The 23985-nt window shown below is 71.4% G+C and carries 23 protein-coding genes; 10 read left to right on the plus strand and 13 right to left on the minus strand.

The window, feature by feature from the left end:
• Positions 1-63: 63 nt before the first annotated feature.
• The gene (locus GQQ95_RS01555; RefSeq protein ID WP_157425861.1) at positions 64-1098 is read left to right on the plus strand and encodes a zinc-dependent alcohol dehydrogenase; all 1035 of its coding nucleotides are present in this window, start codon (positions 64-66) and stop codon (positions 1096-1098) included.
• Positions 1095-1853: an SDR family oxidoreductase gene (locus GQQ95_RS01560; protein ID WP_157425862.1), complete on the plus strand. Its 759-nt coding sequence runs from the start codon at positions 1095-1097 to the stop codon at positions 1851-1853. The genes GQQ95_RS01555 and GQQ95_RS01560 overlap by 4 nt, the downstream gene beginning before the upstream one ends.
• A gap of 50 nt (positions 1854-1903) precedes the next feature.
• Here the strand turns inward: GQQ95_RS01560 and GQQ95_RS01565 are convergent, their stop codons facing one another.
• The 11 genes from GQQ95_RS01565 to GQQ95_RS01615 form a co-directional block, all read right to left on the minus strand.
• Entirely contained in the window at positions 1904-3406 is a 1503-nt protein-coding gene (locus tag GQQ95_RS01565; RefSeq protein ID WP_157425863.1) for an aldehyde dehydrogenase (NADP(+)), read from the minus strand.
• Positions 3407-3441: 35 nt separating this feature from the next.
• Positions 3442-4692, minus strand: a complete 1251-nt coding sequence (locus GQQ95_RS01570) for a fumarylacetoacetate hydrolase family protein (RefSeq protein WP_157425864.1) — start codon at positions 4690-4692, stop codon at positions 3442-3444.
• A gap of 112 nt (positions 4693-4804) precedes the next feature.
• The gene (locus tag GQQ95_RS01575; RefSeq protein WP_157425865.1) at positions 4805-5599 is read right to left on the minus strand and encodes an enoyl-CoA hydratase/isomerase family protein; all 795 of its coding nucleotides are present in this window, start codon (positions 5597-5599) and stop codon (positions 4805-4807) included.
• Positions 5596-6768, minus strand: a complete 1173-nt coding sequence (locus GQQ95_RS01580) for an extracellular solute-binding protein (protein WP_157425866.1) — start codon at positions 6766-6768, stop codon at positions 5596-5598. The genes GQQ95_RS01575 and GQQ95_RS01580 overlap by 4 nt, the downstream gene beginning before the upstream one ends.
• Entirely contained in the window at positions 6765-8000 is a 1236-nt protein-coding gene (locus GQQ95_RS01585) for a CaiB/BaiF CoA transferase family protein (protein ID WP_157425867.1), read from the minus strand. Before GQQ95_RS01585 ends, GQQ95_RS01580 begins: the two co-directional genes overlap by 4 nt.
• Positions 7997-9070, minus strand: coding sequence for a Gfo/Idh/MocA family protein (locus GQQ95_RS01590; RefSeq protein ID WP_157425868.1), 1074 nt, complete (start codon positions 9068-9070; stop codon positions 7997-7999). Before GQQ95_RS01590 ends, GQQ95_RS01585 begins: the two co-directional genes overlap by 4 nt.
• Positions 9067-10029 (minus strand): MBL fold metallo-hydrolase, encoded by a 963-nt coding sequence (locus tag GQQ95_RS01595; RefSeq protein ID WP_157425869.1) that lies wholly within the window; start codon positions 10027-10029, stop codon positions 9067-9069. The genes GQQ95_RS01590 and GQQ95_RS01595 overlap by 4 nt, the downstream gene beginning before the upstream one ends.
• 13 nt (positions 10030-10042) lie before the next feature.
• On the minus strand, positions 10043-11194 hold the full coding sequence (locus GQQ95_RS01600) for a mandelate racemase/muconate lactonizing enzyme family protein (protein WP_157425870.1): 1152 nt from the start codon (positions 11192-11194) through the stop codon (positions 10043-10045).
• A 13-nt stretch (positions 11195-11207) separates the two neighbouring features.
• Positions 11208-12116, minus strand: coding sequence for a carbohydrate ABC transporter permease (locus GQQ95_RS01605; RefSeq protein ID WP_157425871.1), 909 nt, complete (start codon positions 12114-12116; stop codon positions 11208-11210).
• Entirely contained in the window at positions 12109-12972 is an 864-nt protein-coding gene (locus GQQ95_RS01610; RefSeq protein ID WP_157425872.1) for a carbohydrate ABC transporter permease, read from the minus strand. The genes GQQ95_RS01605 and GQQ95_RS01610 overlap by 8 nt, the downstream gene beginning before the upstream one ends.
• An 82-nt stretch (positions 12973-13054) precedes the next feature.
• Positions 13055-14425, minus strand: coding sequence for an ABC transporter substrate-binding protein (locus tag GQQ95_RS01615; RefSeq protein ID WP_157425873.1), 1371 nt, complete (start codon positions 14423-14425; stop codon positions 13055-13057).
• A 139-nt stretch (positions 14426-14564) separates the two neighbouring features.
• On the opposite strand from GQQ95_RS01615, the gene GQQ95_RS01620 reads away from it, so the two are divergent.
• The gene (locus GQQ95_RS01620; RefSeq protein ID WP_157425874.1) at positions 14565-15314 is read left to right on the plus strand and encodes a FadR/GntR family transcriptional regulator; all 750 of its coding nucleotides are present in this window, start codon (positions 14565-14567) and stop codon (positions 15312-15314) included.
• Between the two features lie 102 nt (positions 15315-15416).
• Here the strand turns inward: GQQ95_RS01620 and GQQ95_RS01625 are convergent, their stop codons facing one another.
• Positions 15417-17477 carry a right-handed parallel beta-helix repeat-containing protein gene (locus GQQ95_RS01625; protein ID WP_157425875.1) on the minus strand — a complete coding sequence of 687 codons (2061 nt, stop codon included), beginning with the start codon at positions 17475-17477 and terminating at the stop codon, positions 15417-15419.
• Between the two features lie 195 nt (positions 17478-17672).
• Entirely contained in the window at positions 17673-18662 is a 990-nt protein-coding gene (locus GQQ95_RS01630) for an ArsR/SmtB family transcription factor (protein WP_157425876.1), read from the minus strand.
• A 78-nt stretch (positions 18663-18740) separates the two neighbouring features.
• Here GQQ95_RS01630 and GQQ95_RS01635 point away from each other — a divergent pair, with 78 nt between their 5' ends.
• From GQQ95_RS01635 to sufU, 7 genes are all read left to right on the plus strand, one after another.
• Positions 18741-19142 carry a cupin domain-containing protein gene (locus tag GQQ95_RS01635; RefSeq protein WP_157425877.1) on the plus strand — a complete coding sequence of 134 codons (402 nt, stop codon included), beginning with the start codon at positions 18741-18743 and terminating at the stop codon, positions 19140-19142.
• Positions 19143-19253: 111 nt separating this feature from the next.
• On the plus strand, positions 19254-19544 hold the full coding sequence (locus GQQ95_RS01640; protein ID WP_157425878.1) for a DUF4287 domain-containing protein: 291 nt from the start codon (positions 19254-19256) through the stop codon (positions 19542-19544).
• A 41-nt stretch (positions 19545-19585) separates the two neighbouring features.
• The gene (locus GQQ95_RS01645) at positions 19586-20161 is read left to right on the plus strand and encodes a GNAT family N-acetyltransferase (protein WP_157425879.1); all 576 of its coding nucleotides are present in this window, start codon (positions 19586-19588) and stop codon (positions 20159-20161) included.
• Between the two features lie 47 nt (positions 20162-20208).
• A complete protein-coding gene (locus GQQ95_RS01650; RefSeq protein ID WP_157425880.1) occupies positions 20209-21177 on the plus strand; it encodes a prenyltransferase/squalene oxidase repeat-containing protein in 969 nt (322 codons plus the stop codon).
• 44 nt (positions 21178-21221) lie between these two features.
• The gene (locus GQQ95_RS01655) at positions 21222-22028 is read left to right on the plus strand and encodes an SGNH/GDSL hydrolase family protein (RefSeq protein ID WP_170296924.1); all 807 of its coding nucleotides are present in this window, start codon (positions 21222-21224) and stop codon (positions 22026-22028) included.
• Positions 22029-22168: 140 nt separating this feature from the next.
• Positions 22169-23458 (plus strand): SufS family cysteine desulfurase, encoded by a 1290-nt coding sequence (locus tag GQQ95_RS01660; RefSeq protein WP_157426132.1) that lies wholly within the window; start codon positions 22169-22171, stop codon positions 23456-23458.
• On the plus strand, positions 23455-23970 hold the full coding sequence (gene sufU / locus GQQ95_RS01665; RefSeq protein WP_157425882.1) for a Fe-S cluster assembly sulfur transfer protein SufU: 516 nt from the start codon (positions 23455-23457) through the stop codon (positions 23968-23970). The genes GQQ95_RS01660 and sufU overlap by 4 nt, the downstream gene beginning before the upstream one ends.
• Positions 23971-23985 lie beyond the last annotated feature (15 nt).

Below are 23985 nucleotides of genomic sequence, written 5' to 3' on the forward strand. Positions count from 1 at the left end.
CATAATCGAACCGATGTGGGCGAATAGGTCTCCTCAATCCGCCCCGAACGAGCTGGAGGATCAATGCTGACCGCCACGTATGCGGGCGACCGCACCATCGCCATCGCCGAAGCGACCGAGGAGCCGCCGGCTCCCGGGCAGGTGCGCCTTCAGGTCGCCTACGTCGGCCTGTGCGGTACCGACCTGCACATCCTGCACGGGAACATGGACGCGAGGGTGCGGACCCCGCTCGTCTTCGGTCACGAGATGAGCGGCACGATCGACGCCATCGGCGACGGCGTCGAGGGGTGGCACGAGGGACAGCAGGTCACCGTGATGCCCCTCGCATGGGACGGGACCTGCCCGGCATGCCTCGCCGGCAACGAGCACATCTGCCAGAACCTCGACTTCATCGGCATCGACTCCCCCGGCGCCCTGCAGGCGACCTGGAACGTCCCCGCCGAGGTGCTCGTGCCCCTGCCCGACGACATGGCGCTCGATGCCGCCGCGCTCGTCGAGCCGGTCGCCGTCGCCGTGCACGACGTCCGCCGAGCGGAGATCAGGGGCGGCGAGCGCGCCGTCGTGATCGGCGGCGGCCCCATCGGCGTGCTCATCGCGACGGTGGCCCGCGCGTTCGGCGCCGAGGTCGCCGTGGTCGAGCTCGACGCGACACGTCGCGCACAGGTCGCCGCACTCGGCTTCGAGGCCCTCGATCCCCGCGAGGTCGATCAGGTCGGCTGGGTCGAGGAATGGACGGATGGCGCCGGCGCGGACGTCGTCTTCGAGGTCTCGGGCGCGGCCCAGGCCGTGCTCGGCGCGACCGCCCTCGCCAAGGTGCGCGGCACGCTCGTCGTCGTCGCGATCCACCCCACCCCGCGCGAGATCGACCTGCAGCGCGTGTTCTGGCGCGAACTGCGCATCCTCGGCGCGCGCGTCTACGAGCGCACCGACTTCGAGCGTGCCGTCGAGCTGATCGCCGACGGCACGATCCCGACCGACGTGCTCATCACGAAGATCGTGCCGCTCGCCGAGACCGGTGCCGCGTTCGAGGACCTCGAGGCGGGCCGCGCCATGAAGGTGCTCGTCGACGTGCAGGCCGGGCAGGAGGCGAGCGCATGAGCGTGTCGTTCGACCTCACCGGAACGACGGCCGTCGTCACCGGCGCCAAGCGCGGCATCGGCTACGCGATGGCCGAGGCCCTCGCCGAGGCCGGTGCCGACATCATCGGCGTGAGCGCCACCATCGAGGCCGAGGGCAGCGCGATCGCCGCCGCGGTCGAGGCGCACGGACGCCGCTTCGAGGCGCGCGCGGTCGACTTCGCCGACCGGGAGGCCGTGCTCGCCCTCGCCGGGGAACTGCGCGACCGGGAGATCGACATCCTCGTGAACAACGCGGGCACGATCGAGCGGGCGCCCGCCGCGGAGCATCCGCTCGAGTGGTGGGACCGCGTCGTCGAGGTCAACCTGTCGAGCCAGTTCGTGCTCACCCAGGCCGTCGGCGCCGGCATGCTCGCCCGCGGCCGCGGCAAGGTCATCTTCACCGCCAGCCTGCTGAGCTTCCAGGGCGGCATCAACGTCCCCGGCTACGCGGCCGCGAAGTCGGGCATCTCCGGACTCGTGAAGGCCCTCGCCAATGAGTGGACCGCCCGCGGCGTGACCGTGAACGGCATCGCCCCCGGCTACATCGCGACCGACAACACGCAGAACCTGCGCGACGACCCCGACCGCTCGAAGGCGATCCTGGACCGCATCCCGGCCGGGCGCTGGGGCCGCCCCGACGACATCGCCGGCCCGACGGTGTTCCTCGCCTCGCCGGCATCGGACTACGTCTCGGGCGTCATCCTCCCGGTCGACGGCGGGTGGCTCGGGCGCTGAGTCGGCGCGGGGCGCGCGAGCGCGGGGCGCACGCGGCGCGCGAGCCGGGCTCAGTCGAGCTGCAGCCGGCCGTCGACGCGCCGTGGGATCCCGCGGTAGCCGTCGCGCAGCTCGGCGGGCAGCACGGCCTCCGGCGCGTCCTGGTACGCGAGCGGGCGGAGGAACCGGCGGATCGCGCTCACGCCCACCGACGTGTGCTGCGAGTTCGTCGAGGGCCACGGGCCACCGTGGTGCTGGGCCCACGACACGCGCACCCCGGTCGGGTAGCCGTCGAACACGAGGCGCCCGACGCGCGGCGCGAGCTCGCCGACGAGCGCGGCGACGGCATCCGACTCGGCGGGCTCGCTGTGCACCGTGGCCGTGAGCGAATCGGGCACGGCATCGAGCGCGGCGAGGATGTCGCGGTCGTCGCCGTACCGCGCGACGACGATGAGCGGCCCGAACGCCTCCTCGGCGATCTCGGCCGTGAGCGCGGTCGCCTCGACCCCGAGCACGGTGGGCGCGGCGGTGAAGCCCTCGCCCCGGTCGGTGCCACGGGCGAGCAACTGCACCGCACCCTCCCCCACGAGCCGGCCGCGGATCTCGTCGAACGAGGTCGCGATGCGCTCGTTGAGGAGCACGGATGCCGCGGCATCCGTCGCCCGTTCGACCAGGCGCGCGACGAGTGCATCGCCATCGGCGCCGTACGGCACGAACGCGACCCCGGGCTTCGTGCAGAACTGCCCGGAGCCGAGGGTGAAGGAGCCGTACAGGCCGTCGGCGATCTCGGTCGCGCGGGCGGCCGCCGCGCCGGGCGTGATCACGAGCGGGTTGAGGCTCGAGAGCTCGCCGTAGAAGGGGATGGGCTCGTCGCGGCCGGCGATGATGTCCATCAACGCCTGCCCGCCCGTGAGCGAGCCGGTGAAGCCGACGGCCCGCACGAGCGGGTGCGCCACGAGCGCGGCCCCGGCGGCGGTGCCGTAGACGATTCCGAGCAAGCCGTCGGGTGCGCCGTACGCGCGTGCGGCGTCGGAGAGCACGGCGTACGACCGCGCCGACGTCTCGAGGTGCGACGAGTGGGCCTTCAGCACCACGGCGTTGCCGCCGGCCAGCGCCGAGGCGGTGTCGCCGCCCGCCACGGAGAACGCGAAGGGGAAGTTGCTCGAGCCGAACACGGCGACCGGTCCGATCGGGACGAGCAGGCGCCGCAGCTCGGGCGCGGGCCCGAGCGCCGTCTGCCCCGCGTGGTCGATCGCGACCTCGAGGTAGCCGCCCTCGCGGACGGCCTCGGCGAAGAGCCGGAACTGGAACGCGCTCCGCGAGACCTCGCCGTCGAGGCGTGCCGTGCCGAGGCCGGTCTCGCGGTCGGCGACGGCGACGAGCTCGACGCGGTCCGCCTCGAGCGCGTCCGCGAGGGCGTCGAGGAGGCCGGCGCGCCAGGCGCGGTCGTGCCCGGCGACGGCGGCGAAGGCGGCCTGCGCGGCGCGCACGATGGCATCGGCCTGCTCAGCGGTGGTCGCTTCGAGTCCGGTCGGGGCGACGGCGCGAGTGCGCGGGTCGGTGGTGGTCAGCATGGTGGTCTCCTGGGTCGGCGCAGCAGTCGTTCGCGTCAGCGCAGCAGTCCGCGCGCGGCGAGGGATCGGTAGAGGGCGTCGATGCCGAAGGTCCACGGCTCGGCGTCGGCGGTCGATCGCACCCGATTGACGAGGGCGCCGAGGCGCGGCTCGGCGATGCGCACGAGGTCCCCGTCGTGGTGGGTGAAGCCGCGGCCGGGCACGTCCCGGTCCTCGACCGGCGCGAACATCGTGCCGAGGTAGAGCACGAAGCCGTCCGGGTACCGGTGGTGCTCGCCGACCACCTGGTCGACGAGGTCGGCCGGGTCGCGGCTGATGCGGGCGAGCTCGCTCGTGCCCTCGAGGCGGAAGCCGTCGGTGCCGTCGATGGTGAGCGAAACGACCGCGGCGCGGAGGTCCTCGAGGGAGTACCCGTCGTCGAAGAGCCGGATGAACGGGCCCACCGAGGCGGAGGCATTGTTGTCCTTCGCCTTGCCGAGCAGCAGCGCGCTGCGGCCCTCGACGTCGCGGAGGTTCACGTCGTTGCCGAGGCTCGCCCCGACGATGCGGCCGTCGGAGCTCACGACGAGCACGACCTCGGGCTCGGGGTTGTTCCACTGCGACGCCGGGTGCACGCCGACGTCGACCGAGGTGCCGACGGTCGCGAGCACGGGCGCCTTGGTGAACACCTCGGCGTCGGGCCCGATGCCGACCTCGAGGTACTGGCTCCACCAGCCGCGCTCGAGGAGCATCGCCTTGAGCGCGGCCGCCTCCTCCGAGCCAGGCTTCAGCTCGTCGAGGCTCCCGCCGATGGTGGCGAGGATGTCGCGGCGGATCACGGCGGCCGCGTCCTGGTCGCCGCGCGCCCGCTCCTCGATGACGCGCTCGAGCATCGAGACCGGGAAGGTCACGCCGGCGGCCTTGACCACGTGCAGGTCGATCGGCGAGAGGAGCCACGGCCTCGCGGCATCCCGGGACTCCGGCGGGGTGTTCGCGACGATCTCGGCGAGGCTCCCGATGCGCTGGCCGGTGCCGGACCCGAGCGCCGCGAGGAGCGCACCGGTGGGGTCGGCCTGCTCGGTGAGGGCGCGCATCGTCGGGAATGCGATCGACACGTCGAACAGGTCGTCGCCGCGCAGGGCGACGACCGCGGGGCCGGCGGCATCGAGGCCGGCGGCATCACGGCCGGCGTCCTCGCCCGCGTCACCGGCGGCATCCGCCCCGGTCGCGGGGAGCCAGGCGCGCCCGACGAGGGTCGCTCGGTCGGCGTCGACGGGCAGCAGGTCTCGTGCATCGGGCCAGGTCATGGGTGGTGCTCCTCGGTGTGTCGGCGGGCGGGAGGGGGCGGGACGGGTCGAGCGGCGCCAAGTGGCGGAGGTCGGCGGGCATCCGCGGGCGTCCGCGGGACGAAGGACCGCCTCAGCGGCGATGGAACGTGCCGGCCCGCTTCTCGGCGAACGCGGCCCGCCCCTCGTCGGCGTCGGCCGTCGCGAAGGTGATGGCCTGCAGGTCTCGCTCGTAGCGGATGGACTCATCCTGCGACATGTTCGCCGCGGCGCGCAGGTTCGCCTTGGCGGTCTCGGCCGCGATCGGCGGACGCGTGGCGATGACCGCGGCGAGTTCCTTCGCCCGGGCCACGAGCGCCGCCGGTTCGACGAGTTCGCTCACCAGCCCCCAGCGGAGCCCCGTCTCGGCGTCGATCGGGTCGCCGGTCATGAGCATGACCGCGGCGTTCGAGGGCCCCACCGAGCGGGTGAGGAACGTGCTCATGCCGCCGCCGCCGATCCAGCCGAGCTTGATCTCGGGAGCGGCGAAGCTCGCCGTCGTCGAGGCGAGGCGGATGTCGCAGCTGAGCGCCGTCTCGAGGCCGCCTCCGAAGGCGTAGCCGTTCACGGCCGCGATCACGGGCTTGCGGGCGGCGCGGATCGCGTCGCAGTAGTCCGCGCGGTTGCGGAACTCCCACGGCGTCGCGTAGCCGTCGAGCGTGCGGATGTCCGAGCCGGCGCAGAACGCGCGCTCGCCCGCCCCGGTGAGCACGATCGCGCGGACCTCGTGCGCGGCATCCGCCCACTCGATGACCTGCACGAGCGCCTTCGACATCTCGGGCGTGACCGAGTTGAGCTTCTCCGGGCGAGCGAGGGTGATGGTGACGACCGCACCATCGACCTCGACGCGCAGGTTCTCGTGGTCGAGCGGGTATCCCGGGTCGGTCATGCGTGGCTCCGTTCGGTGAGGGACAGGGACGCGAGCGCGTCGAAGCGGGTGTTGACGGCGTCGACGACCTCGAGGGCCGCGCGCCGCGTGAGCGAGGTGCGATCGGCGAGCATCGCGTCGCGCAGCATCGCGGATGCCGCGGACTGGAAGGCCGTGTACCCGGGCACCCGGGGGCGCACGGAGGCGTGCTCGATCGTCGTGAGCGTGCCGCGGTAGAAGTCACCGGATGCCGCGTTCACGACGTCGTTGGTCCAGGCGCTGCGGAGGCTCGGCTGGCCGTCGTGCTCGGGGATGAACCCGGCCTGCACGGCGGGGTCGAAGAGACGCGCGAGGTGGTCGAGGAGCGCGCGGTCGGGAGTGCTGCGGACGGTGATCGCGATGCCGGTGCCGCCGATCGTGGATCCGGGCCGCCCGCCGGCGACCTGGGCCGGGGCGTCGCCGAAGACGAGGGCGCCCGGGCCCGAGGCGTAGTTCACGTACCCGTAGACGAGCGGAACGAACGCGATGTCGCGCACCCTCCGCATGCGCTCGAGCAGGTCGATCGGGTTGAGCCGGGCGCTGCCGGCCGGTGCCCGGCGCGCGAGGTCGGCCAGCAACTCGAGCGCGGCCGCCCCGTTCCTTGCGTCGACGAGGCCGTGGCCGGGGGTGGTCGCGGGTTCGGCGCCGAAGGCCGCGCAGACCGAAAGGAGGCTGAGCAGCGCATGCGGGCCGGCGAGGCTCAGTGCGACCGGGACGTCGCCGCCCTCGGCGAGCGCTGCCACCTCGCGCCACGTGGCCGGTGCGGCGTCCAGCACTTCGGGCAGCCGCACCGACACCTGCGTCGCGGCGTCGAGGGGCAGCGCCCAGAGCGCGCCGTCGACGGTGTACGACGCGGCGCTCGGCCCGACCGTGTCGCGCCGCAGGCGGTCGACGAGCTCCGCCGGGAACAGCTCGTCGATCGGGCGCAGCACCCCCGCGGCGAGCGCGTCACCGAGATGCGGGTGGTCGAGGACGATCACGTCGTAGCGCTCGGCGAGTTCGCCGATGGGCGCGGACTCGAAGCCCTCGAGCGAGTGCACGCCCCACTCGATGAGGGGCCGGCCCGCGGCATCCGCCGTCGCCGCTGCCGCAGCCTCGAGCGCGTGGCGCCCCCGCGGGTGATCCCACGTGAGGCCCCGGTAGCCGGTCATCGGGCGCCGGCGACGGCGGGAGCGGCATCCGTCGCATCCGTCGCCCTGGCCGCGCCCGAGGCGAGCAGCGCGTCGATCGCGGCGTCGTCGAAGCCGGCCTCGACGAGCACCTCGCGCGTGTGCTCCCCGACGAGCGGCGCACCGCGGTGGAGCTGCGGGGGCGTCACGGAGAAGCGGTACGGGAAGCCGGGCGTCTTGACGAGCCCCTCGGTGGGGTGCTCGTACTCGATGAAGGTGCCGTTGTGCAGGATCTGCGGGTCCTCGACGAGCCGGGCGTAGTCGTTCACTGGCCCGATCCACATGCCGGCGGCGCCGAGCGTCTCGATCCAGTGCGCGGCCGTGGCCTCCCGCAGCTTCGCGGCCGTGCGCGAGTGGATCTCGTCGCGCCGGGTCCAGCCCTCGACCTCGCTCGACCAGCCCTCGAAGGCCGGCTCGCCGATGAGGCGGCCGAGCACGTCCAGGTCGGCGAACGCGAGTGCGACGTACCCGTCACTCGTCTCGAACACGCCGTACGGTGCGCGGATGTAGACGTGGGCGTGCGGTTCGGCCGACCGCTGCTGGGCCTTTCGCCCGACCGTGAAGACCGAGAGCTCCTGCATCTGCAGCGTGGTGAGGGCGTCGAGCATGTTGACCGTCACGAGCTGCCCCTCGCCGGTGCGCTCGCGGTGCAGGAGCGCGGCCAGCACGCCCTCGAAGGCGGTCGACGCGGTGATCGCGTCGGCGAGGTACTGGCCCGCGGGGGACGGCTCGTCTCCGTCGCGTCCGGCCGAGTACATCGCGCCCGACATCGCCTGGAGCAGCAGGTCCTGCCCTGGTCGGTCGCGGTACGGGCCGTCCTCGCCGTACCCCGAGATGGAGACGTAGACGATCGACGGGTTCACGGCGCGCAACGACTCGTAGTCGACGCCGAGCCGTGCGGCGACGCCCGGTCGGTAGTTCTGCAGGAAGACGTCGGCACCCGCGACGAGGTCGCGAAGCGCGGCCTTGCCGTCCTCGGCCTTCAGGTCGAGCGCGACCGACCTCTTGTTGCGGTTCAGCGAGAGGAACGAGACGTTGATCTCGTTGCCGGCGGCCCCGCCCGCGGCGGCGTGGCGCTGCCACTCCCCCGTCGTCGGCTCGACCTTGATGACATCGGCCCCGAGATCGCCGAGGCGCTGCGCCGCGAACGGCCCTGCCATCGCGATCGAGCAGTCGATGACGCGGTATCCGGTGAGCACTCCCCGTGCGGTCATGCGGCCTGCTCCTCGTCGTGCACGTTCACGTCGGTCCCTCCCGCAGCGGCGCTGCGCAGCATGGCGTCGATCAGTTCCACCGAGCGGGCCGCCACCTCGACGTCGGAGTTGTTCTCGGTGCTCGCACCCGTGACGAGGTCGATGAACCGGTTCGGCGGCACGATGCACTCGTACGCGCCGGCGCCCGGCTCGACCTGGATGTCGAAGCGCGTCCCGTCGTACCGGTGCACCCAGGCGCGCTCGCGCTCGGTGTCGAGCATGAGCACTCCCTCGGTGCCGAAGATGCGGATGTCCACCTGGTACGGGTCGCCGTCGGGAACGGTCGCGGCCCCCGAGAGCGAGCCGAGCGCACCGCCGTCGAACGTGATGACGGCCGCGTTGAAGAGGTCGACCGCGGCACCGCCGTTCGAGACCTTCGCCATGACGGATGCCGCGCGCAGGTCGCTCAGCCAGAAGAGCAGCGCGCTCGAGTGCGTGACCTGCCCGTGGGCGTAGCCGCCGCCGCGCGCGGGCGACTGCCACGTGCTCGGCTCGGGCCCGCTCGTCTCGGAGTCCCAGAGCGCGCGGATGTGGTTCGTGTCGCCGGCGAAGAGGCCCCGCGTCGGCGAGGCCATGTTGCACGTCACGTGCTGGATCTCGCCGAGGTGGCCGGCGTCGACGAGGCGCTTGGCCTCGACGATGAACGGCTTGTAGTTCCATCCGTATGGCGCGAGGAAGTGCACGCCGTGCTCGCGCACCTTGGCCGCGAGGTCCCAGCCCTGCGCCGCGTGCAGCGTGACGGGCTTCTCGACGAGCACGTGCAGGCCCCGCTCGATGGCGGCGACGGCCTGCGGGTGGTGCAGGTCGTGCGGCGTCGAGACGACCATCGCGTCGAGGTCCTGGTCGAGGAGCTCCGCGTAGTCGGTCGTCGCCATGCCGAACCCGAACTGCTCGCGCACGGCCTCCAGCTCGGGGCCGATGCCGCAGACGCCGACGAGGTCGACGTCCTCGCGAGCCGCGAAGATCGGGAAGTGGTTGCTCGTCGCCCACCAGCCGGCGCCGACCGCGCCGAGCCGAACCCTGGCGCTCATCGCACCCACCGCCACGTGCGTCGGCCGTCGGCGTCGGTGGCGGATGCCGCGAGCCCGCGTCGCTCCATGCGCTCGAGGTTGCCCGTCACGGGGAACACGGCGTAGTCGAGCGCGTCAGGGCCCCACGGGCCGAGCTCAGACCCCGCGGCGCGCACGAGCTCGAGCGTCGTGGCCGGATCCTCGCGCGCGGCGAGGATCGCCGAGACGACCTCGTCGATGCGCTCGGTGTAGGCCTCGCTCTCGTCGAGGAAGGCCCCGACGTCGTCGCCCTCGAAGACCGGGTAGTGCGCGGTCAGCAGCAGCTCGGCATCGAGCGCACGGAACGCGCGCAGGCTCTCCACGTACGGGTCGACGTCGCGGTAGGTCGGCGGGAATGCGGCGCGCCCGTCGGCGAACGGCACGGTCGTCCCGAGTGTCGCGTCGCCGATGAGCAGCGCGCGATTCGCCTCGTCGTGGACGGCCACGTGACCGGGGCTGTGTCCGGGCACGTGCAGCACGCGTACGGTGCGGCCGCCGAGGTCGAAGCCTTCGCCGCCCGCGACCCGCAGGTCCACGGGCACGAGGTCGGAGACGCTCCGCAGGTACGCGGTCGTCTCGGGCGGGTCGTCGAACCCGTCGGTCTCGCGGAACTCGCCGTAGCGCTCGTCGATGAGCCGCTGCACGTCCTCGACGAGCGGGGCGTCGAGGTCGTGCGCGACGATCCGGACGCCGGGGATCGCGGCCTTCAGCGCGCCGTTGCCGCCCGTGTGGTCGAAGTCGCAATGCGTGTTCACGGCCCAGCGCAGCTTCTCGCGCGGGATCCCGGCGGCATCGAGGTAGGGCAGGAGCGTCTCGGTGACGCTCTCGCGCACGCCCGTGTCCACGAGGAGCGCGGCGTCCTCGCCCACGAGGAGGTAGAGCGCGACGAAGCGCTCGCCGAGCGGCGCCTGGACGCGGTGCAGTCCGGGTCGGAGTTCCATCGTCCTCGTCCTCTCAGCGCTCGACGCCGTCGAGCACGACGCGGAGGCCCGCCCGCATGGGGCGCATGTGCGGTCCGGCCGGGTCGGCCCAGCCGCCGCCGTCGCGCTGCTCGGTGATCAGGGCCTCGTCGATGCGGATGCCGGCTCCCGGCTCGTCGCTCAGGACGATGCCGCCGTCGGCGAACTCATGGTCGACGAGCAGCCCGTCGGCGAAGCGCACGTCCTGCACCTCGGTCGTCAGGTGGTTCGGCACGGCCGTCATGACGTGTGCGACGGCCGGGTTGGCGTTGTAGCCGACCGGGCTGATCGGGAGGTCGCGCGCGGCCGCGGCGAGCGCGAGCCGGTGGAGATGCGACACGCCCCAGATCGCGCCGGCCTGCACGACGTCGGGCGCCCCGGCGTCGAACAGGGGTCGGAACTGGTCGACGCCCGTGAGGTTCTCGCCCGTCGCGACGGCCGCCCTGATGCCGTTGCTGAGCCGGGCGTGCCCGGTGGCATCCCATCGCCGCAGCGGCTCCTCGACCCAGAGCAGGTCGACGTGCTCCTCGAGCGCGGTCACGTAGCGGACCGCCTGCTTGACCTGCCAGGACTCGTTCGCGTCGAGCATCAGGCCCGGCCGCGTCGTATTGCCCCGGAGCGCATCGGCGAGGATGCCGAGGCGCCGCAGGTCGGCGTCGAAGTCGATGCCGCCCTTGAGCTTGCCGGCCACGAAGCCGCGCTCGGCGAACTCCGCGTAGAACCCGACGAGCTCGTCGTCGTCGAGGGCGATGTCCAGGCCCGAGGCGTAGCCGGGCACGAAGCGGTCGCGTCCGCCGAGCAGGCGCCAGAGCGGCTCCCCCGCGGCCTTGGCCTTGAGATCCCAGACGGCGGCATCGAAGGTGGCCAGCCCGCCGTAGGTCGCACCCGCGTGCCCGCTCTTGAAGACCTGTGCGAGCATGCGGTCGAAGAGGGCGGCCGCTCCCCGCGGGTCTTCCCCCTCGAGCGCGGGGAACAGCCGCTCGAGATCGGCGTGCGAGCCGATCCCGACGCCCTCGAGGCCGATGTCGGTCTCGAGGATGACGATGGGCACCTCGGTGACCGCCTCGGGGATGTGCCCGTTGGCGTCGCCGATCGATCGCTTCCAGTGGTGCTGCGCGGTCAGGGTGCGGTATCCGGTGATCTTCATGACGTCCTCGCGCTCATTCCTTGGTTCCGCCGGCGGTCATGCCCTCGACGAGGAACCGCTGCGCGAACAGGAAGATCAACAGGATGGGGGCCACCGAGAGCAGGGTCGCGAGGGCCAGCGTCGGGAGCTGGATCACGATGCTCGAGGCGGTCGTGGGGTTGAAGGCGGGGACGTTCGCCAACATGTTGGCCAGGCCCACCTGGACCGGGATCTTCGTTCCGCCGACCACGAGGAACGGGAGGAAGTAGTTGTTCCAGTTCGCGACGAAGCTGAAGAAGCCGACGAGCGCGATGACGGGCGTCGCGAGCGGCATGGCCACCTGCGCGAACACGCGCAGCTCGCCGGCGCCGTCGATGCGCGCCGCGTTCAGCAGGTCGCGGGAGACCGCGGTCGAGAAGTAGATGTAGGTGAGGTACACCCCGAACGGGAAGAACGAGAACGGCAGGATGACCGCGAGCGGATTGCCGATGAGCTTCGCCGCACTGAGCTCGAGGAAGATCGGGAGCACGAGCGCCGTGTTCGGGATGAGCATCACGATGAGCGTGGTCACCAGCAGCAGCCGCCGGCCCTTGAACTCGATGAGCGCGAGCGCGTACCCGGCCGGGATGCTCACGACCAGCGTGATGGCGAGCGCCGCGAACGAGTAGAAGGCGGAGTTGCCGAGCCACGTCGAGAAGATGCCGCTGCCGAAGGCGAACAGCTCGTTCCAGTTCGCGGCGAGCTGGTCGAACGAGCCGAACGAGAACGGACCGTCGAGCAGGAGCTGGCTGTTCGTCTTGGTCGGCGCGAGCACCATCCAGATGATCGGCAGCACGAAGAAGGCGGCGAACACGAGCAGGACGAGGATGACCGCGGCGCGGCCGACCCACTGTCCGGGGGTGAGGGCGGGGCGCTGCCTGCGCCGGGTGGTCACGTCAGTCACGTTCGAACAGCTTTCCGCGGAAGATGAAGATCGCCGAGAGCCCCAGCGCGACCACGAGCAGCACGACCGAGATCGCGGCGGATCCCGAGAAGTCGTTCTGGCGGAAGGCGTAGAGGTAGGCGAGCTGGTTGAGGGAGTAGTCCTCGGGGACGACGTTCTTCGTCGCCTGCGCGAGGATCTTCGGTTCGACGAAGAGCTGGGTTCCGGCGGCCAACGACATGACGCCCATGTAGCTGATCCACTTCTTCAGCATCGGGAGCTGGATGTGCCACGCCGTCTGCACGGGGCCGGCGCCGTCGATGCGGGCGGCCTCCATGACCTCGACGGGGATGTTGTTGAGTGCCCCGTACATGATCACGATCCAGGAACCGGCACCCGCCCAGAACGCGATGACGGTGAACACGACCGGGAGGTTGCCCACGGCCACCACGTTGACGAGCGACTCGTAGCCCATGGCGTGCAGGAGGCCGGAGACCGGGCTGACCGAGGGGTCGAGCACGAACAGCCAGAGCAGCACGCTCGAGGCCCCGGCGATGGCGCCCGGCACGTAGAAGAGGAAGCGGGCGGCGTTGCCGAGCCAGCGGACCCGGATGCCGTGCACGATGACGGCGAGCAGGACCACGAAGACGATGAGGCTGACGAGCCAGAAGAGCACGTAGAGCGCCACGTGCAGGACCGCCGGGAGGAACCGGTAGTCGGCGAAGACCCTGGCGAAGTTGTCGACGCCCACGAAGGCGCCGTTGCGGGTGAACGACAGGTAGAGCGCGTAGAGCGTCGGCAGCAGTCCGAAGGCCAGCAGCAGCAGCGTGTAGCCGCTGACGAAGACGTAGCCGTAGCGCAACTGGCCGGCGTTCATGCGAGAGGCGCGGCGGCCCCCCGGCCGACGCCGCCCCGAGGGGACGACGTCGACCGGGACCGGAGGTGCGGTGACGGTCACGTTACTCGACCGAGTACCCGTTGACGGTGGCCTCGTTCTCGAGCTCCTCCTGCCATGCCGGCAGCAGCGACTCGATGGTCTCGCCCTCGGCGATGCCGGGGATGACGATCTTCGCCCAGGCCGACTCGGGGCTCCACGAGGTGACGTTCCAGCCGGACCAGACCTGGCCCGCGGCATCCGACATCACGGTCTTGAAGTCGTCGTTGACGAAGTACGACGCCTCCGCCTGCTTGTCGAGCCACTTCTCGGCGGCCTCCGTGTAGGCGGGGTAGCCCGACGACGCGTCGACCTGGAACTCCTCGGCGCTCGTCACGAACTCCAGGAAGGTCTCGACGGCCTCGAGGTTCTTCGAGTGGCTCGAGGCGTACCAGACGCCGCCGCCCACGTTGCCGGCCGCGACGTCGCCGCCCTCCCACTTCAGCGGGGCGCTGACGCTGATCTCGCCGGCGGGGGTGGCGAGACCGCCCTGGAAGATGGCGCCCGTGTACCAGACCGGCCCCGGCACGCCGACGAGCTTGTCGGCGTACTTCGACGCGAAGTCGGCGCTGAAGAAGCTGTCCTGCACGAGCGTGCCGTTCGCGAGCATCCCGTCGAGGATCTTCGAGATCTTCTCGGCGTTCGCGTCGGAGGTGTCGGAGTGGAACACGCCCTGCTCGGGCGACTGGAAGACCGGCGACTCGGAGCCGCCGTAGTAGACGTACGTCATGAAGCTGTCGCCGAGGCTGCCGAGGATGTACCCCGGGTGCTCCGCGGCGAGCTTGTCGCCGAGCTCCGCGTACTCCTCCCAGGTCGTGGGCGCCTCGTAGCCGAACTCGTCGAGGAGCCTCTGGTTCGAGAAGAACACCGTCTGGGCCAGGTCGTTGCGGAGGCCGTACACGGTGCCGTCGATGGTCGTGTAGTCGAGCGAGCCCTCGGCGAAGCCGTCGAGGAACTCCTCGTCGAGGAAGCCCTTGTTCAGCGGCGCCGCGAAGCCCTGCTCGCCGCTCGTGGTCTGCTTCGACGCCCAGATCGCGTCATTCTGCTGGGTGGAGAAGACCACGTCGGGCCAGCCCTCGCCGGCCTGGTCCATGAGGGCGATCTTGCTCTGGAACGAACCGCTGCCGCCGGCCGAGCCGTCGTACGTCTCGAAGGCGATCTCGATGTCCGGGTACGCCTCCTGGAAGGCCGTGACGGCCGGCTCGCGGGAGGCATCGACCCAGACGGTGATCGGGCTGTCGGCCACCTGCTCCGCCTGCGTGAAGCCGAGCGAGGTGTCACCGCCGCCCGAGGCATCCGCGGAGCAAGAGCTGAGGGCGAGGAGCCCCGCAGCGGCCGCGGCGGCCACCGTGAGGAACCGGGCCGCTCGACGGCGGGAGGACGAGTGCTGTGACATTTCGCATCCTGTTCTGGTCGGCGTCTCTGACGACAGTGCACACCCAGGGGCGGGGGCAGAAGTGATTACATCATACGTCTTATCTCGTCCGCAAGGGACATCATAGGTATTACGAATATTGGTCGGTATGCTGTGACGCATGTCCGATCCGATCACCGCGTCGACCGCGACCGAGTACCCCACGATCGCCGCGCGCGCCCGTGCGCCGCGACTCGGCGTGACGGTCGTCGGCGCCCTCGTGGACGCCATCGTGCGGGGCGACCTGCTCCCCGGTTCCTCCCTCCCGCCCGAGGCCGTCCTCTGCGAGCAGTTCGGCGTCAGCCGCACCGTGATCCGCGAGTCGGTCAAGCGCCTCGAGGAGAAGGGCCTCGTCACGGTCGCCCAGGGGCGCGGCACGCAGGTGCTGCCGCCCACCTCCTGGAGCATGATCGACGCCACCGTGCTCTCGGCGCTCGTCGCCAACGACGCGACGCTCGGCATCCTCGACGAGCTGAGCGTCGTGCGCGCGGCCCTCGAGGCCGTCATCGCGCGCGACGCCGCCCTCCGCCGCACCGAGGACCAGCTCGAGCGCCTTCGCGAGGCACTGATGCTGATGCGCGAGACCATCGCCGACGAGCCGCGGTTCAACGAGGCCGACGTCGTCTTCCACGCGGTCGTCGGCGAGATCACCTCGAATCGGCTCGCCGACAGCCTCGTGCGCACCCTGTTCGCGCAGGCCCGCGAGAGCGCCCGTTTCCACCTGCACAGCCAGCTCGACCTCACCCTTCAAGAGCACGAGGCGGTCTTCGCGGCCATCGAGGCGGGCGATCCCGAGGCGGCCGAGTCCGCCATGCGCGCCCACATCATCGACGCCTGGGAGCGCCGGCGGCCGCCGAGCCCCAAGCGCTGAGCGGCGGAACGACGAACGACGAACGGCCCGGGAGTCTCCTCCCGGGCCGTTCGTCGTGCCGGCCACATGCGACGCGCCTCGCGCGTCACCGACGGGCACGCGTCAGCCGCGCGCGCCCGCCTCGGCCATCACCTGCTTCGCGGCATCCGGCCACTGCTCCTGCGGCACGCCGTTCAGCTCGACGTTGTCGGTCCACGTGGTGAAGTACTCGGGGAACCGCACGTAGCGCTCGCGGCCGCCGGTCCACCAGTTGCTCGTGAACGTCAGGTCGAGCGTGTTGAAGATCTCGGGACCGTTCGTGTCGGCGTTCACGTAGATGTAGCGGCTCGAGTCGAGGATCACGTTCTCGCGCACCTCGATGTAGCGCGACCCCTGGTCGATGAGCATGCCGAAGGTCTCGCGGCTGTCGTAGATGTAGTTGCGCTCGATGACCGTGCCAGGGGCCGCCGACAGCGTGTAGATGCTGCCGCCGTCGTGCATCTCGTTCTTCGTGTCGTAGATGAGGTTGTACGCCACGTGGTTGTCGCGGAACGTGGTGGGCGTCTCGTACACGGGCTGGTACTCGAAGAGCCCGGCGTCCTTGTAGTACTGGTTGCCGCCCGGGTCGTTGATGCCCCAGCCCCAGCCGATGTCGATGCCGTCGTACGGCAGGTCGGTCAGCGTGTTGTGCGAGATCTCCGCACGCGTCACGTAGGTCGAGAGCACGCCAGCGCTGTCGCGGTAGCCCTGGCCGATGCGGGTGATCGTGTTGTCCTCGATCGTGATGTCCTGCACCGTCATGCGAGGGTCGCTCGGGTGGTGGGCGTCCGGCTGGATGCCGCCGACGACGATGCCCGATCCGGCGAGGTCGCTGAACGTGTTGCCCAGGACCTCGATGTCGGATGCCCCGTAGCCGACGCCCGTCTCGTGCGCATTCGGGTCCATGCCGATGCCGAGGCCGACCGAGCCGAGCTGCTCGAACTCGTTGCCCTCGAAGGCGACATCGGATGCCGCGGAGACCTGGACCGCCGCGGGGATCTGCCACCACTCGTTGCGGGACTCCTCGAACTCGGGGCATCCGTCCTGGCAGGTCTCGAGGTAGTCGGCGGGCGGCTCGTACTGCCCGACCATGTGCGCGCCGCTCTGCTGGTCGGCGTAGCCCTGCTCGCTGCTCGGACGCATCCAGGTCGTGTCGGTGAACCGGATGCCGGTGAAGTCGAGTCCGGTGACCGGCCGGTCGTAGGTGCCGCCGATCTCGACGAGCGTCTCGAGACGCGGCAGGCGCACGTCGAGACCCTCCATGCTCGCGCCTGGCTCGGCCTGGTAGAAGACCTTGCCGGCCGGGGAGTCGAGGTACCACTCACCGGGGTTCGCGAAGAACTCGTAGGCGTTGGCGAGGTAGATCGCGCCGCGGTTGTACGGCGACTTCAGGGTGTCGTACCCGAAGTTGTTGTTCTGCCAGGCCGGCTGCACCATCGCGATCTCGTTGCCGGTGATCGACTCGACGGGCGAGATGCGGTCGGTGAACGAGCCCATGCTCACGACCTCGAGGTCGGACTGGTTGCCCAGCGCGCTGAGGTCGCCGAAGCGGTCGTCGTTCAGGGTCAGCCCCTGCTCGGTCCAGGTGAGGTGGGCGCGATCCTTCTTGTCGACGCCGAGCTGCAGCTGGGTGCGCTTGGCGGGGGTGCCGTCGACGTAGAGCTGACGGGACTGGGTGCCGGGCGCAACGTCGGCGACCCAGATGTTCTGCTCGGCGTCATGGAGGGTCCAGCCCGTCACGGCACTGCCGCCCGAGAGCACGGCCTGCTCGCCCGGCGCGCTCGTCCACGTGACGGTGTGCCCGTTCTGCCCGCCGTCCTTCGGGCCGAACTCGAGCGGCTGCTCGAGCTCGTACACGCCGCCGTCGAGCAGCACCGTGACGTCCTGCTTCTTGCCCTTGTTCTTCACGACGCTCTTCGCCGCATCGATGGACGTCACGACGATGTCGCCCGCGGGCGCGCCCTGCGTGCCGTTCGGTGCGACGACCACGGTGAGCGAGCGGTCCTTGCCGCCTTGGTTCCCGTCGCCGCCCTGGCCCGGCCCGTTGCCACCGGCGGCGTGCGCCGGTGCGGCCACGGCGACCATCCCGACGATCGCGACCGCCGCGGTGACGGCGCCCAGACGTCGCTGAGTGAGTATCCTCATTGATTTCTCCTCGATCATGTGTCGAATGACATCATACGAATGACGAGGGTATGAGCCCCGTTCGAGGGACGTCAAGCCGGTGTGCAGCATCTGCAACGCAGGATTCATCAGACGAGCCGCGATGTTCGCGTGGCCATCCGCGCGGCCGCGGGCGACACGCCGTCGCCCTCGCAGGGGCGAAATCCGGCGCGCCCGTCAGAGCGTCGCGCCCGCGATCGCCTCCCCGAGCGGCGTTCGCAGGTGCAGCATCCGGGCGCCGTCGCGGCGGCTCGCAACGAGCCCGCTCTCGCGCAGCACGCTCAGGTGATGCGAGGCCGTGGAGATCGCCAGGCCGGCGTCGGAGGCCACCTGCGAGGTCGTGCGCTCGGCATGCGCGTCGAGCAGGATCCCGGCGCGAGCGGGGCCGAGCAGCGCTCCGAGCGCCTCGGCGGCGGATCCCGCGTCCCTGGCCCAGGTCTCGGTCACGCCCTGCGCCGGATAGAAGATCGTCGGCTGCGCGGGCGGTTCGGTCAGCACCGTGCAGCCCTGGGCGGTGAACACCGACGGCACGAGCACGAGCCCGCTCCCCCGGCAGTCGAGCTCCTCGCGATGCATGCGCAGCTCGACCCGCACGACGTCGTCGCTCCAGGCCAGGGTGCGGTGCAGCGACCCGACCATGCCCGCGAGCCCGTCGGTGGCGATGCGCCGCGCCCGCACCGCGATGTCGGCCCGGAGGATGCGCTCGAGCTGCACCCAGACCGGCGCGAGCACGGCCTCCCACATCGACTCGACGGCGTCGGCGAGCATGGCGCGGGCGCGCAACGGATCGTCGAGCATGCGCTGGATCGCGTGCTGCCTGGCCCCCGTCGACCGCAGCACCATCTTGCGCAGGTCCACGCGCATGAGCTCGGGCGAGACCGTTCGCAGCCGCTCGAACTCGTCGGCGGGCTGCATGTCCCACGTCGGCGTCGCGGTGAAGAAGTCGGGGAAGTACCCCTCGGCCCCGATCACCGTCGCCAGCAGCTCGAAGGCCGGTCGCGGCATCCGGGATCGCGCCCCGCGGAGCCAGCCCCACTGCAGGGGGTACTCCTCGGGCCGCTGCAGCACGCGCACCGCGTTGCAGAGCTCGTGACCGGGCGAGACGCCGAACCTGATCGCCGAGATGTCGTCGGGCGCAAGGCGGAAGTCCACGAAGTTTCGATCCACGTCGAAACTCTAACGCGAGCGGATGCCGCGGGTGGAGCCTGTTCACGACACAGACCACCCACCGACCCGGAGGACCCCATGATCACGTCATCGACGCCGGCCGAGATCCTGCTCGCGCCCACGACCGACCCCTCGGACGCGCCGGACCTCGTGCACGCCGCCGACCTGCTCATCACCTCGACGAGCCGCACCCGCCGCTTCGTCGGCGCCGAGCACGGGTCGGGCGTCTCCTACTTCTTCGTCGACTACGAGCTCGGCCAGGGCACCGACCTGCACTGGCACCCGTACCCCGAGACGTGGATCGTGCTCGAGGGCGAGGCCGAGCTCACGATCGGCGACCGGCAGCTCACGGCACGCGTCGGCGACACCGCGACCGTGCCCACCGGGGTCTGGCACCGGTTCGCCAACCGAAGCGAGGCCCGGCTCAAGATGCTCTGCATCCACGCCTCGCCGGTCATCATCCAGACGTGGGCCGATTGAGCCACGCGGCCCGAACTCCGAACGCCGAACTCCCGAACTCCGCACTCCGAACTCCGAACTCCGACCTCCGAACTCCGAACTCCGAACTCCGAACTCCGAAGGGAAACGAACATGACGTTCCAGGCATATCTCGACAACATCGAGGCGAAGACCGGCATCACGCCGCGCGAGTTCATCGAACTGGCGCACGAGCAGGGCTTCGACGAGACGACGAAGTCCACGCCCATCGTCGCGTGGCTGAAGGCCGACTACGGCCTCGGGCAGGGGCACGCGATGGCGCTCGTGCACGTCATCACGAAGGGCCCGCAGATCAGCGACAAGCACGTGGGCACCGGCACCGCGCACAGCGACCCGAGCAACATGCTCTGGCTCGACGGCGCGGCGACGAATCCGAACCGATAGCACTGGTTCCGGATGTCGGTGGCCGGTGGCATCGTGGCGCCATGGGGATCGAGGTGCGACCGGCGTCCGTCTTCGAGGACGTGGCGACGATGGTGGGGCCCAAGCGGCCCGACGCGAACGTCTGCTTCTGCCTGAGCTACCGCGTGGGGTCCAAGGAGAACCTGGCCCTCACGGGCCCGGCACGCGGCGAGCGCGTACGCGAGCTCTGCGCCGAGGATCCGCCGCCGGGCGTGCTCGCCTACGCGGGCGACGAGGTCGTCGGCTGGGCCGGCGTGCATCCTCGGGCCGACACGAGCTTCGCGCGCAACCGCAAGATCCCGCACGTCGACGACCTCGACGTCTGGTCGGTGTGGTGCATCCGCGTGCGTCCGGGCCACCGGGGCGAGGGCATCTCGCACCGGCTCCTCGAGGGTGCCGTCGCGTTCGCCCGCGACCATGGCGCCCCGGCCATCGAGGGCTACCCCGTCGACAACCGGGGCGCGAAGGTCGACCTGACGATGGCCTACGTCGGAACGCGTGCGCTCTTCGAGAAGGCCGGGTTCCGCAAGGCGGCAGACACCACGTCGGTGATCAACGGGTTCCCGCGGGTGCTCATGCGCCTGGGACTCGGTACGTGAACGCAAGCCCCTTGGCAGCGGCATCCGCACCCGACAGCATGGAACGCATGCAACGCGTCGACGTCATCGAATGGCTGCTCGAATCCGATCCCTCCGTGCGCTGGCAGGTGATGCGCGATCTCACCGACCAGCCGCCCGAGCGGGTCGCGACCGAGCGTGCCCGCATCGCGACCGAGGGCCACGGTGCCGGGCTACTCGACCTGCAGACCGCCGACGGGTACTGGGGCGGCCAGGCGTACGGCGTCGACGGCGATCGCCGCAGCGTCATGTGGACCCTGCAGGCGTTGCGCCGCCTCGGCATCGATCCGGATGTCGCGCCCACGCGCCGCGCGATCGAGCGTGTCCGATCGGGCGTGCGCTTCAGCGAGGACGACGGGGGCCTGCCGTTCTTCGCGGGCGAGGTCGAGGCGTGCGTCAACGGCGGCGTGCTCGCGGCATCCGCGTACTTCGGCGTGCTCGGCGACGGCGCCGATCGCATGATCGGCCTGCTCCTCGAGGGGCAGCTCGAGGACGGCGGCTGGAACTGCGAACCTCGGGAGGAATCCGATCGCTCGTCCTTCGACTCAACGCTGTGCGTGCTCGAGGGGCTTCTCGAATTCCAGCGCGCCGTCGGCGATGGCGCGACGCCGCCCGAGGTGATCGCGGCCCGCCATCACGGCGAGGAGTACCTGCTCGAACGCAACCTCTACCGGCGCAAGTCGACGGGCGGCATCGTGCGCGAGCGCTACGAGAACTTCATCTTCCCGCCGTACTGGGTGTACGACGTGCTGCGTGCGCTCGACCACTTCCGCGAGGCCTCGATCATCGACGGCACCGCGCCCGACGAACGACTCGAGCCGGCCGTCGAGCTGCTCCGCTCGCATCGCCGCGACGACGGCCGCTGGGCCGCGGGCGACCCGTGGAACGGCGAGGTGTTCTTCGCGATCGACGAGCCGGCCGGGACCCCGAGCCCGTGGAACACGCTGCGCGCGCTGCGGGTGCTCGACTGGGCCGATTCGGGCCGATCGGCCGCATGACGCGCCGCACGAGTCAGCGCACGTCCCGGCAGGCAGGTCGCCGGATGCCCCGGGGCCGGAGCGCCGAGCCGCGCTCCACCGATCGACGGTCTCGAACGCGCCCGATCGTCGTCGGCCTCCTGCTCGGGGCGACCGCCGCAGGGGTGGCGTTCCAGTGGCGCTGGCTCGCCCGCCGCCAGCACCACTGGCGCACCGCGCTCGCGGAGGCGATCCCCGTGAACTCGGCGTACTGGCGGGAGCAGCGCGCGGGGGCCGGCGAGCTGCTCTACGTCGCCGTCGGCGACTCGGCTGCCCAAGGCATCGGCGCGAGCCGGCCGGGACACAGTTACGTCGGATTCGTCGCGCGCACGCTGGCCGCGGCATCCACCCGCGAGATCCGCACCGTGAACCTCGGCATCTCGGGTGCGACGCTGCGCATCGCGCTCGACTCCGAGCTGCCCGTGCTCGAGCGACTCGACCCCGACGTGCTCACGGTCTGCATCGGCGCCAACGACATCGCGGACTTCGACCCCGTGCGATTCGACCGCGAACTGCGCGAGCTGTTCGCGCGGCTGCCCGATCACGCGATCGTGGCCGACCTGCCGAGCTTCTACTTCCCGCCCGCGCAGGGCCGGGTGCGCACGGCGAACCGCCTGCTCCGGGCCGCCGCCGCTGAGCGAGGCCTGGTCGTGGTGCCGCTCTTCTCCCGCACGAACCGGCAGGGACTCTGGGGCGTGTCGACGCAGTTCGCGGGAGACCTGTTCCACCCCAACGACCGCGGGTACCGCATCTGGGCCGAGGCGTTCCGCCCGGCGGTCGAGGCGCGCCTGGCGCAGCTCGACGCCGCCGCCCCCGCGTCGCGCGCCCCGTGATCGGCACCTCGGCGCGGCCGGGCACCGTTGTGGCGGGATCCGGCCGCCACCCAGCCGAAGTGCGAGACAATTGAGGAGCACCGCGCGCGCGAACCGTCGCGACCGATCGGGTGCAGGAGACCCACGTGACCTTCGAATCCATGACGACGTCCCAGCCCCTCGATCTCGCGAGCATCCGACGGGACTTCCCGTACCTCGCGCAGGAGCTGAACGGCTTCCCGCTCGCCTACCTCGACTCGGGTGCCACCGCGCAGCGCCCGGTGCAGGTGCTCGACGCCGAACGCGCGTTCCTCGAGCACGCGAACGCGGCCGTGCACCGCGGCGCCTCGACGCTCGTCGGCACGTCCACGACCGCCTTCGAGGATGCGCGCGCGACCGTGGCCCGCTTCGTCGGCGCCGGCGAGCGCGAGATCGTCTGGGCCGAGAACGCGACCGACGCGATCAACATCGTCGCCCTGGGCATGGCGGATGCCGCAGCGGGCCTGGGCGGCGCCGAGGCCGACGTGTTCCGGCTCGGCCCCGGCGACGAGATCGTCGTGACCGAGGCCGAGCACCACGCGAACCTCATCCCGTGGCAGCGCCTCGCGGCGAAGACCGGCGCGACCCTGCGCTGGATCCCCGTCGACGACGACGGCACGTGGAACATCGACCACGCGGCATCCGTCATCGGCGAGAAGACCAGGCTCGTCGCGTTCGCGCACGTCTCGAACGTGACCGGCCACGTCGCCCCGGTGACCGACGTGGTCGAGCTCGCACACCGCCACGCGGCGCTCGTGGTGCTCGACGCCTGCCAGTCGGTGCCGCACCGCCCCACCGACTTCGCGGCGCTCGGCGTCGACTTCGCCGCCTTCTCGGCGCACAAGATGCTCGGTCCGAACGGCATCGGCGTGCTCTACGGCCGCGCGCACCTGCTCGACGCGCTGCCCCCGGCCCGCACGGGCGGCTCGACCATCACGACCGTGACCATGGAGGCGGCCGAGTTCCTGCCGTCACCGCAGCGATTCGAGGCCGGCACCCAGCCCGTCTCGCAGGCTGTCGGCCTCGCCGAGGCCGTGCGGTACCTCGAGCGCCTCGACATGCACCGGGTGCACGAGCACGAGGTCGAACTCGCCGCGCTGATGGTCGACGAGGTCTCGCGCATCCCCGGCGTCCGACTGGTGGGCAGCGGGGCCGGCGTCGAGCGCGGCGCCCTCGCGAGCGTCGACGTCCCCGGCGTGCATGCGCACGACGTCGGGCAGTTCCTCGACTCGCGGGGCATCGCCGTGCGAGTCGGGCACCACTGCGCGCAGCCGCTGCACCGCCGCCTGGGCCTGCGCGCCACGACGCGCGCCAGCGCCTACGTCTACACGACGGCCGACGAGGTGCGCCGCTTCACGGCCGCCCTCGGCGAGGTCCGCGCGTTCTTCGGCGTGACGGGGGCGAGCGCATGAGCGACCTGTCGGGGCTCTACCAGGAGCTCATCCTCGACCACTCGAAGCGCCGCGTCGGCGACGGCGCGCTCGCCGATCCGCACGCCTCGCACCACGAGCTGAACCCCACGTGCGGCGACGAGATCACCCTCGGCCTCCGGCTCGACGCATCCGGCACGAAGGTCGAGGCCGTCGGCTGGCAGGGCGATGGATGCAGCATCTCGATGGCCTCCGCATCGGCCCTGACGGAGCTCGTCGTCGGTTCCGACGTGGCGCACGTGCGAGAGCTCATCGACGGGTTCCGGTCGATGCTGCGCTCGCAGGGCGCCGGCGAGCCCGATGAAGACCTGCTCGGCGACGCGATCGCGTTCCACGGCGTCTCCAAGTACGTGATGCGCGTCAAGTGCGCCATGCTCTCCTGGGTCGCCCTCGAAGCCTGCCTGAACGCGGCCGTCGCTGCTGCCGGCGCCGCACACGCCGTGCCGGCCGGGGTGACGGATGCCTCGGCGCCGACGCCCAGCGAACAGGCTTAGGCTCGTACCACCGCC

The organism is Agromyces salentinus, assembly GCF_009749395.1.
Taxonomy (GTDB): Bacteria; Actinomycetota; Actinomycetes; order Actinomycetales; family Microbacteriaceae; genus Agromyces; species Agromyces salentinus.

Excerpts from the sequence above, each read along its gene's own strand:
- GQQ95_RS01555 (WP_157425861.1), top strand. The coding sequence starts at position 64 with ATGCTGACCGCCACGTATGCGGGCGACCGCACCATCGCCATCGCCGAA.
- GQQ95_RS01560 (WP_157425862.1), top strand. The coding sequence starts at position 1,095 with ATGAGCGTGTCGTTCGACCTCACCGGAACGACGGCCGTCGTCACCGGC.
- GQQ95_RS01565 (WP_157425863.1), bottom strand. The coding sequence starts at position 3,406 with ATGCTGACCACCACCGACCCGCGCACTCGCGCCGTCGCCCCGACCGGA.
- GQQ95_RS01570 (WP_157425864.1), bottom strand. The coding sequence starts at position 4,692 with ATGACCTGGCCCGATGCACGAGACCTGCTGCCCGTCGACGCCGACCGA.
- GQQ95_RS01575 (WP_157425865.1), bottom strand. The coding sequence starts at position 5,599 with ATGACCGACCCGGGATACCCGCTCGACCACGAGAACCTGCGCGTCGAG.
- GQQ95_RS01580 (WP_157425866.1), bottom strand. The coding sequence starts at position 6,768 with ATGACCGGCTACCGGGGCCTCACGTGGGATCACCCGCGGGGGCGCCAC.
- GQQ95_RS01585 (WP_157425867.1), bottom strand. The coding sequence starts at position 8,000 with ATGACCGCACGGGGAGTGCTCACCGGATACCGCGTCATCGACTGCTCG.
- GQQ95_RS01590 (WP_157425868.1), bottom strand. The coding sequence starts at position 9,070 with ATGAGCGCCAGGGTTCGGCTCGGCGCGGTCGGCGCCGGCTGGTGGGCG.
- GQQ95_RS01595 (WP_157425869.1), bottom strand. The coding sequence starts at position 10,029 with ATGGAACTCCGACCCGGACTGCACCGCGTCCAGGCGCCGCTCGGCGAG.
- GQQ95_RS01600 (WP_157425870.1), bottom strand. The coding sequence starts at position 11,194 with ATGAAGATCACCGGATACCGCACCCTGACCGCGCAGCACCACTGGAAG.
- GQQ95_RS01610 (WP_157425872.1), bottom strand. The coding sequence starts at position 12,972 with ATGAACGCCGGCCAGTTGCGCTACGGCTACGTCTTCGTCAGCGGCTAC.
- GQQ95_RS01615 (WP_157425873.1), bottom strand. The coding sequence starts at position 14,425 with ATGTCACAGCACTCGTCCTCCCGCCGTCGAGCGGCCCGGTTCCTCACG.
- GQQ95_RS01620 (WP_157425874.1), top strand. The coding sequence starts at position 14,565 with ATGTCCGATCCGATCACCGCGTCGACCGCGACCGAGTACCCCACGATC.
- GQQ95_RS01625 (WP_157425875.1), bottom strand. The coding sequence starts at position 17,477 with ATGAGGATACTCACTCAGCGACGTCTGGGCGCCGTCACCGCGGCGGTC.
- GQQ95_RS01635 (WP_157425877.1), top strand. The coding sequence starts at position 18,741 with ATGATCACGTCATCGACGCCGGCCGAGATCCTGCTCGCGCCCACGACC.
- GQQ95_RS01640 (WP_157425878.1), top strand. The coding sequence starts at position 19,254 with ATGACGTTCCAGGCATATCTCGACAACATCGAGGCGAAGACCGGCATC.
- GQQ95_RS01645 (WP_157425879.1), top strand. The coding sequence starts at position 19,586 with ATGGGGATCGAGGTGCGACCGGCGTCCGTCTTCGAGGACGTGGCGACG.
- GQQ95_RS01650 (WP_157425880.1), top strand. The coding sequence starts at position 20,209 with ATGCAACGCGTCGACGTCATCGAATGGCTGCTCGAATCCGATCCCTCC.
- GQQ95_RS01655 (WP_170296924.1), top strand. The coding sequence starts at position 21,222 with ATGCCCCGGGGCCGGAGCGCCGAGCCGCGCTCCACCGATCGACGGTCT.
- GQQ95_RS01660 (WP_157426132.1), top strand. The coding sequence starts at position 22,169 with ATGACGACGTCCCAGCCCCTCGATCTCGCGAGCATCCGACGGGACTTC.
- sufU (WP_157425882.1), top strand. The coding sequence starts at position 23,455 with ATGAGCGACCTGTCGGGGCTCTACCAGGAGCTCATCCTCGACCACTCG.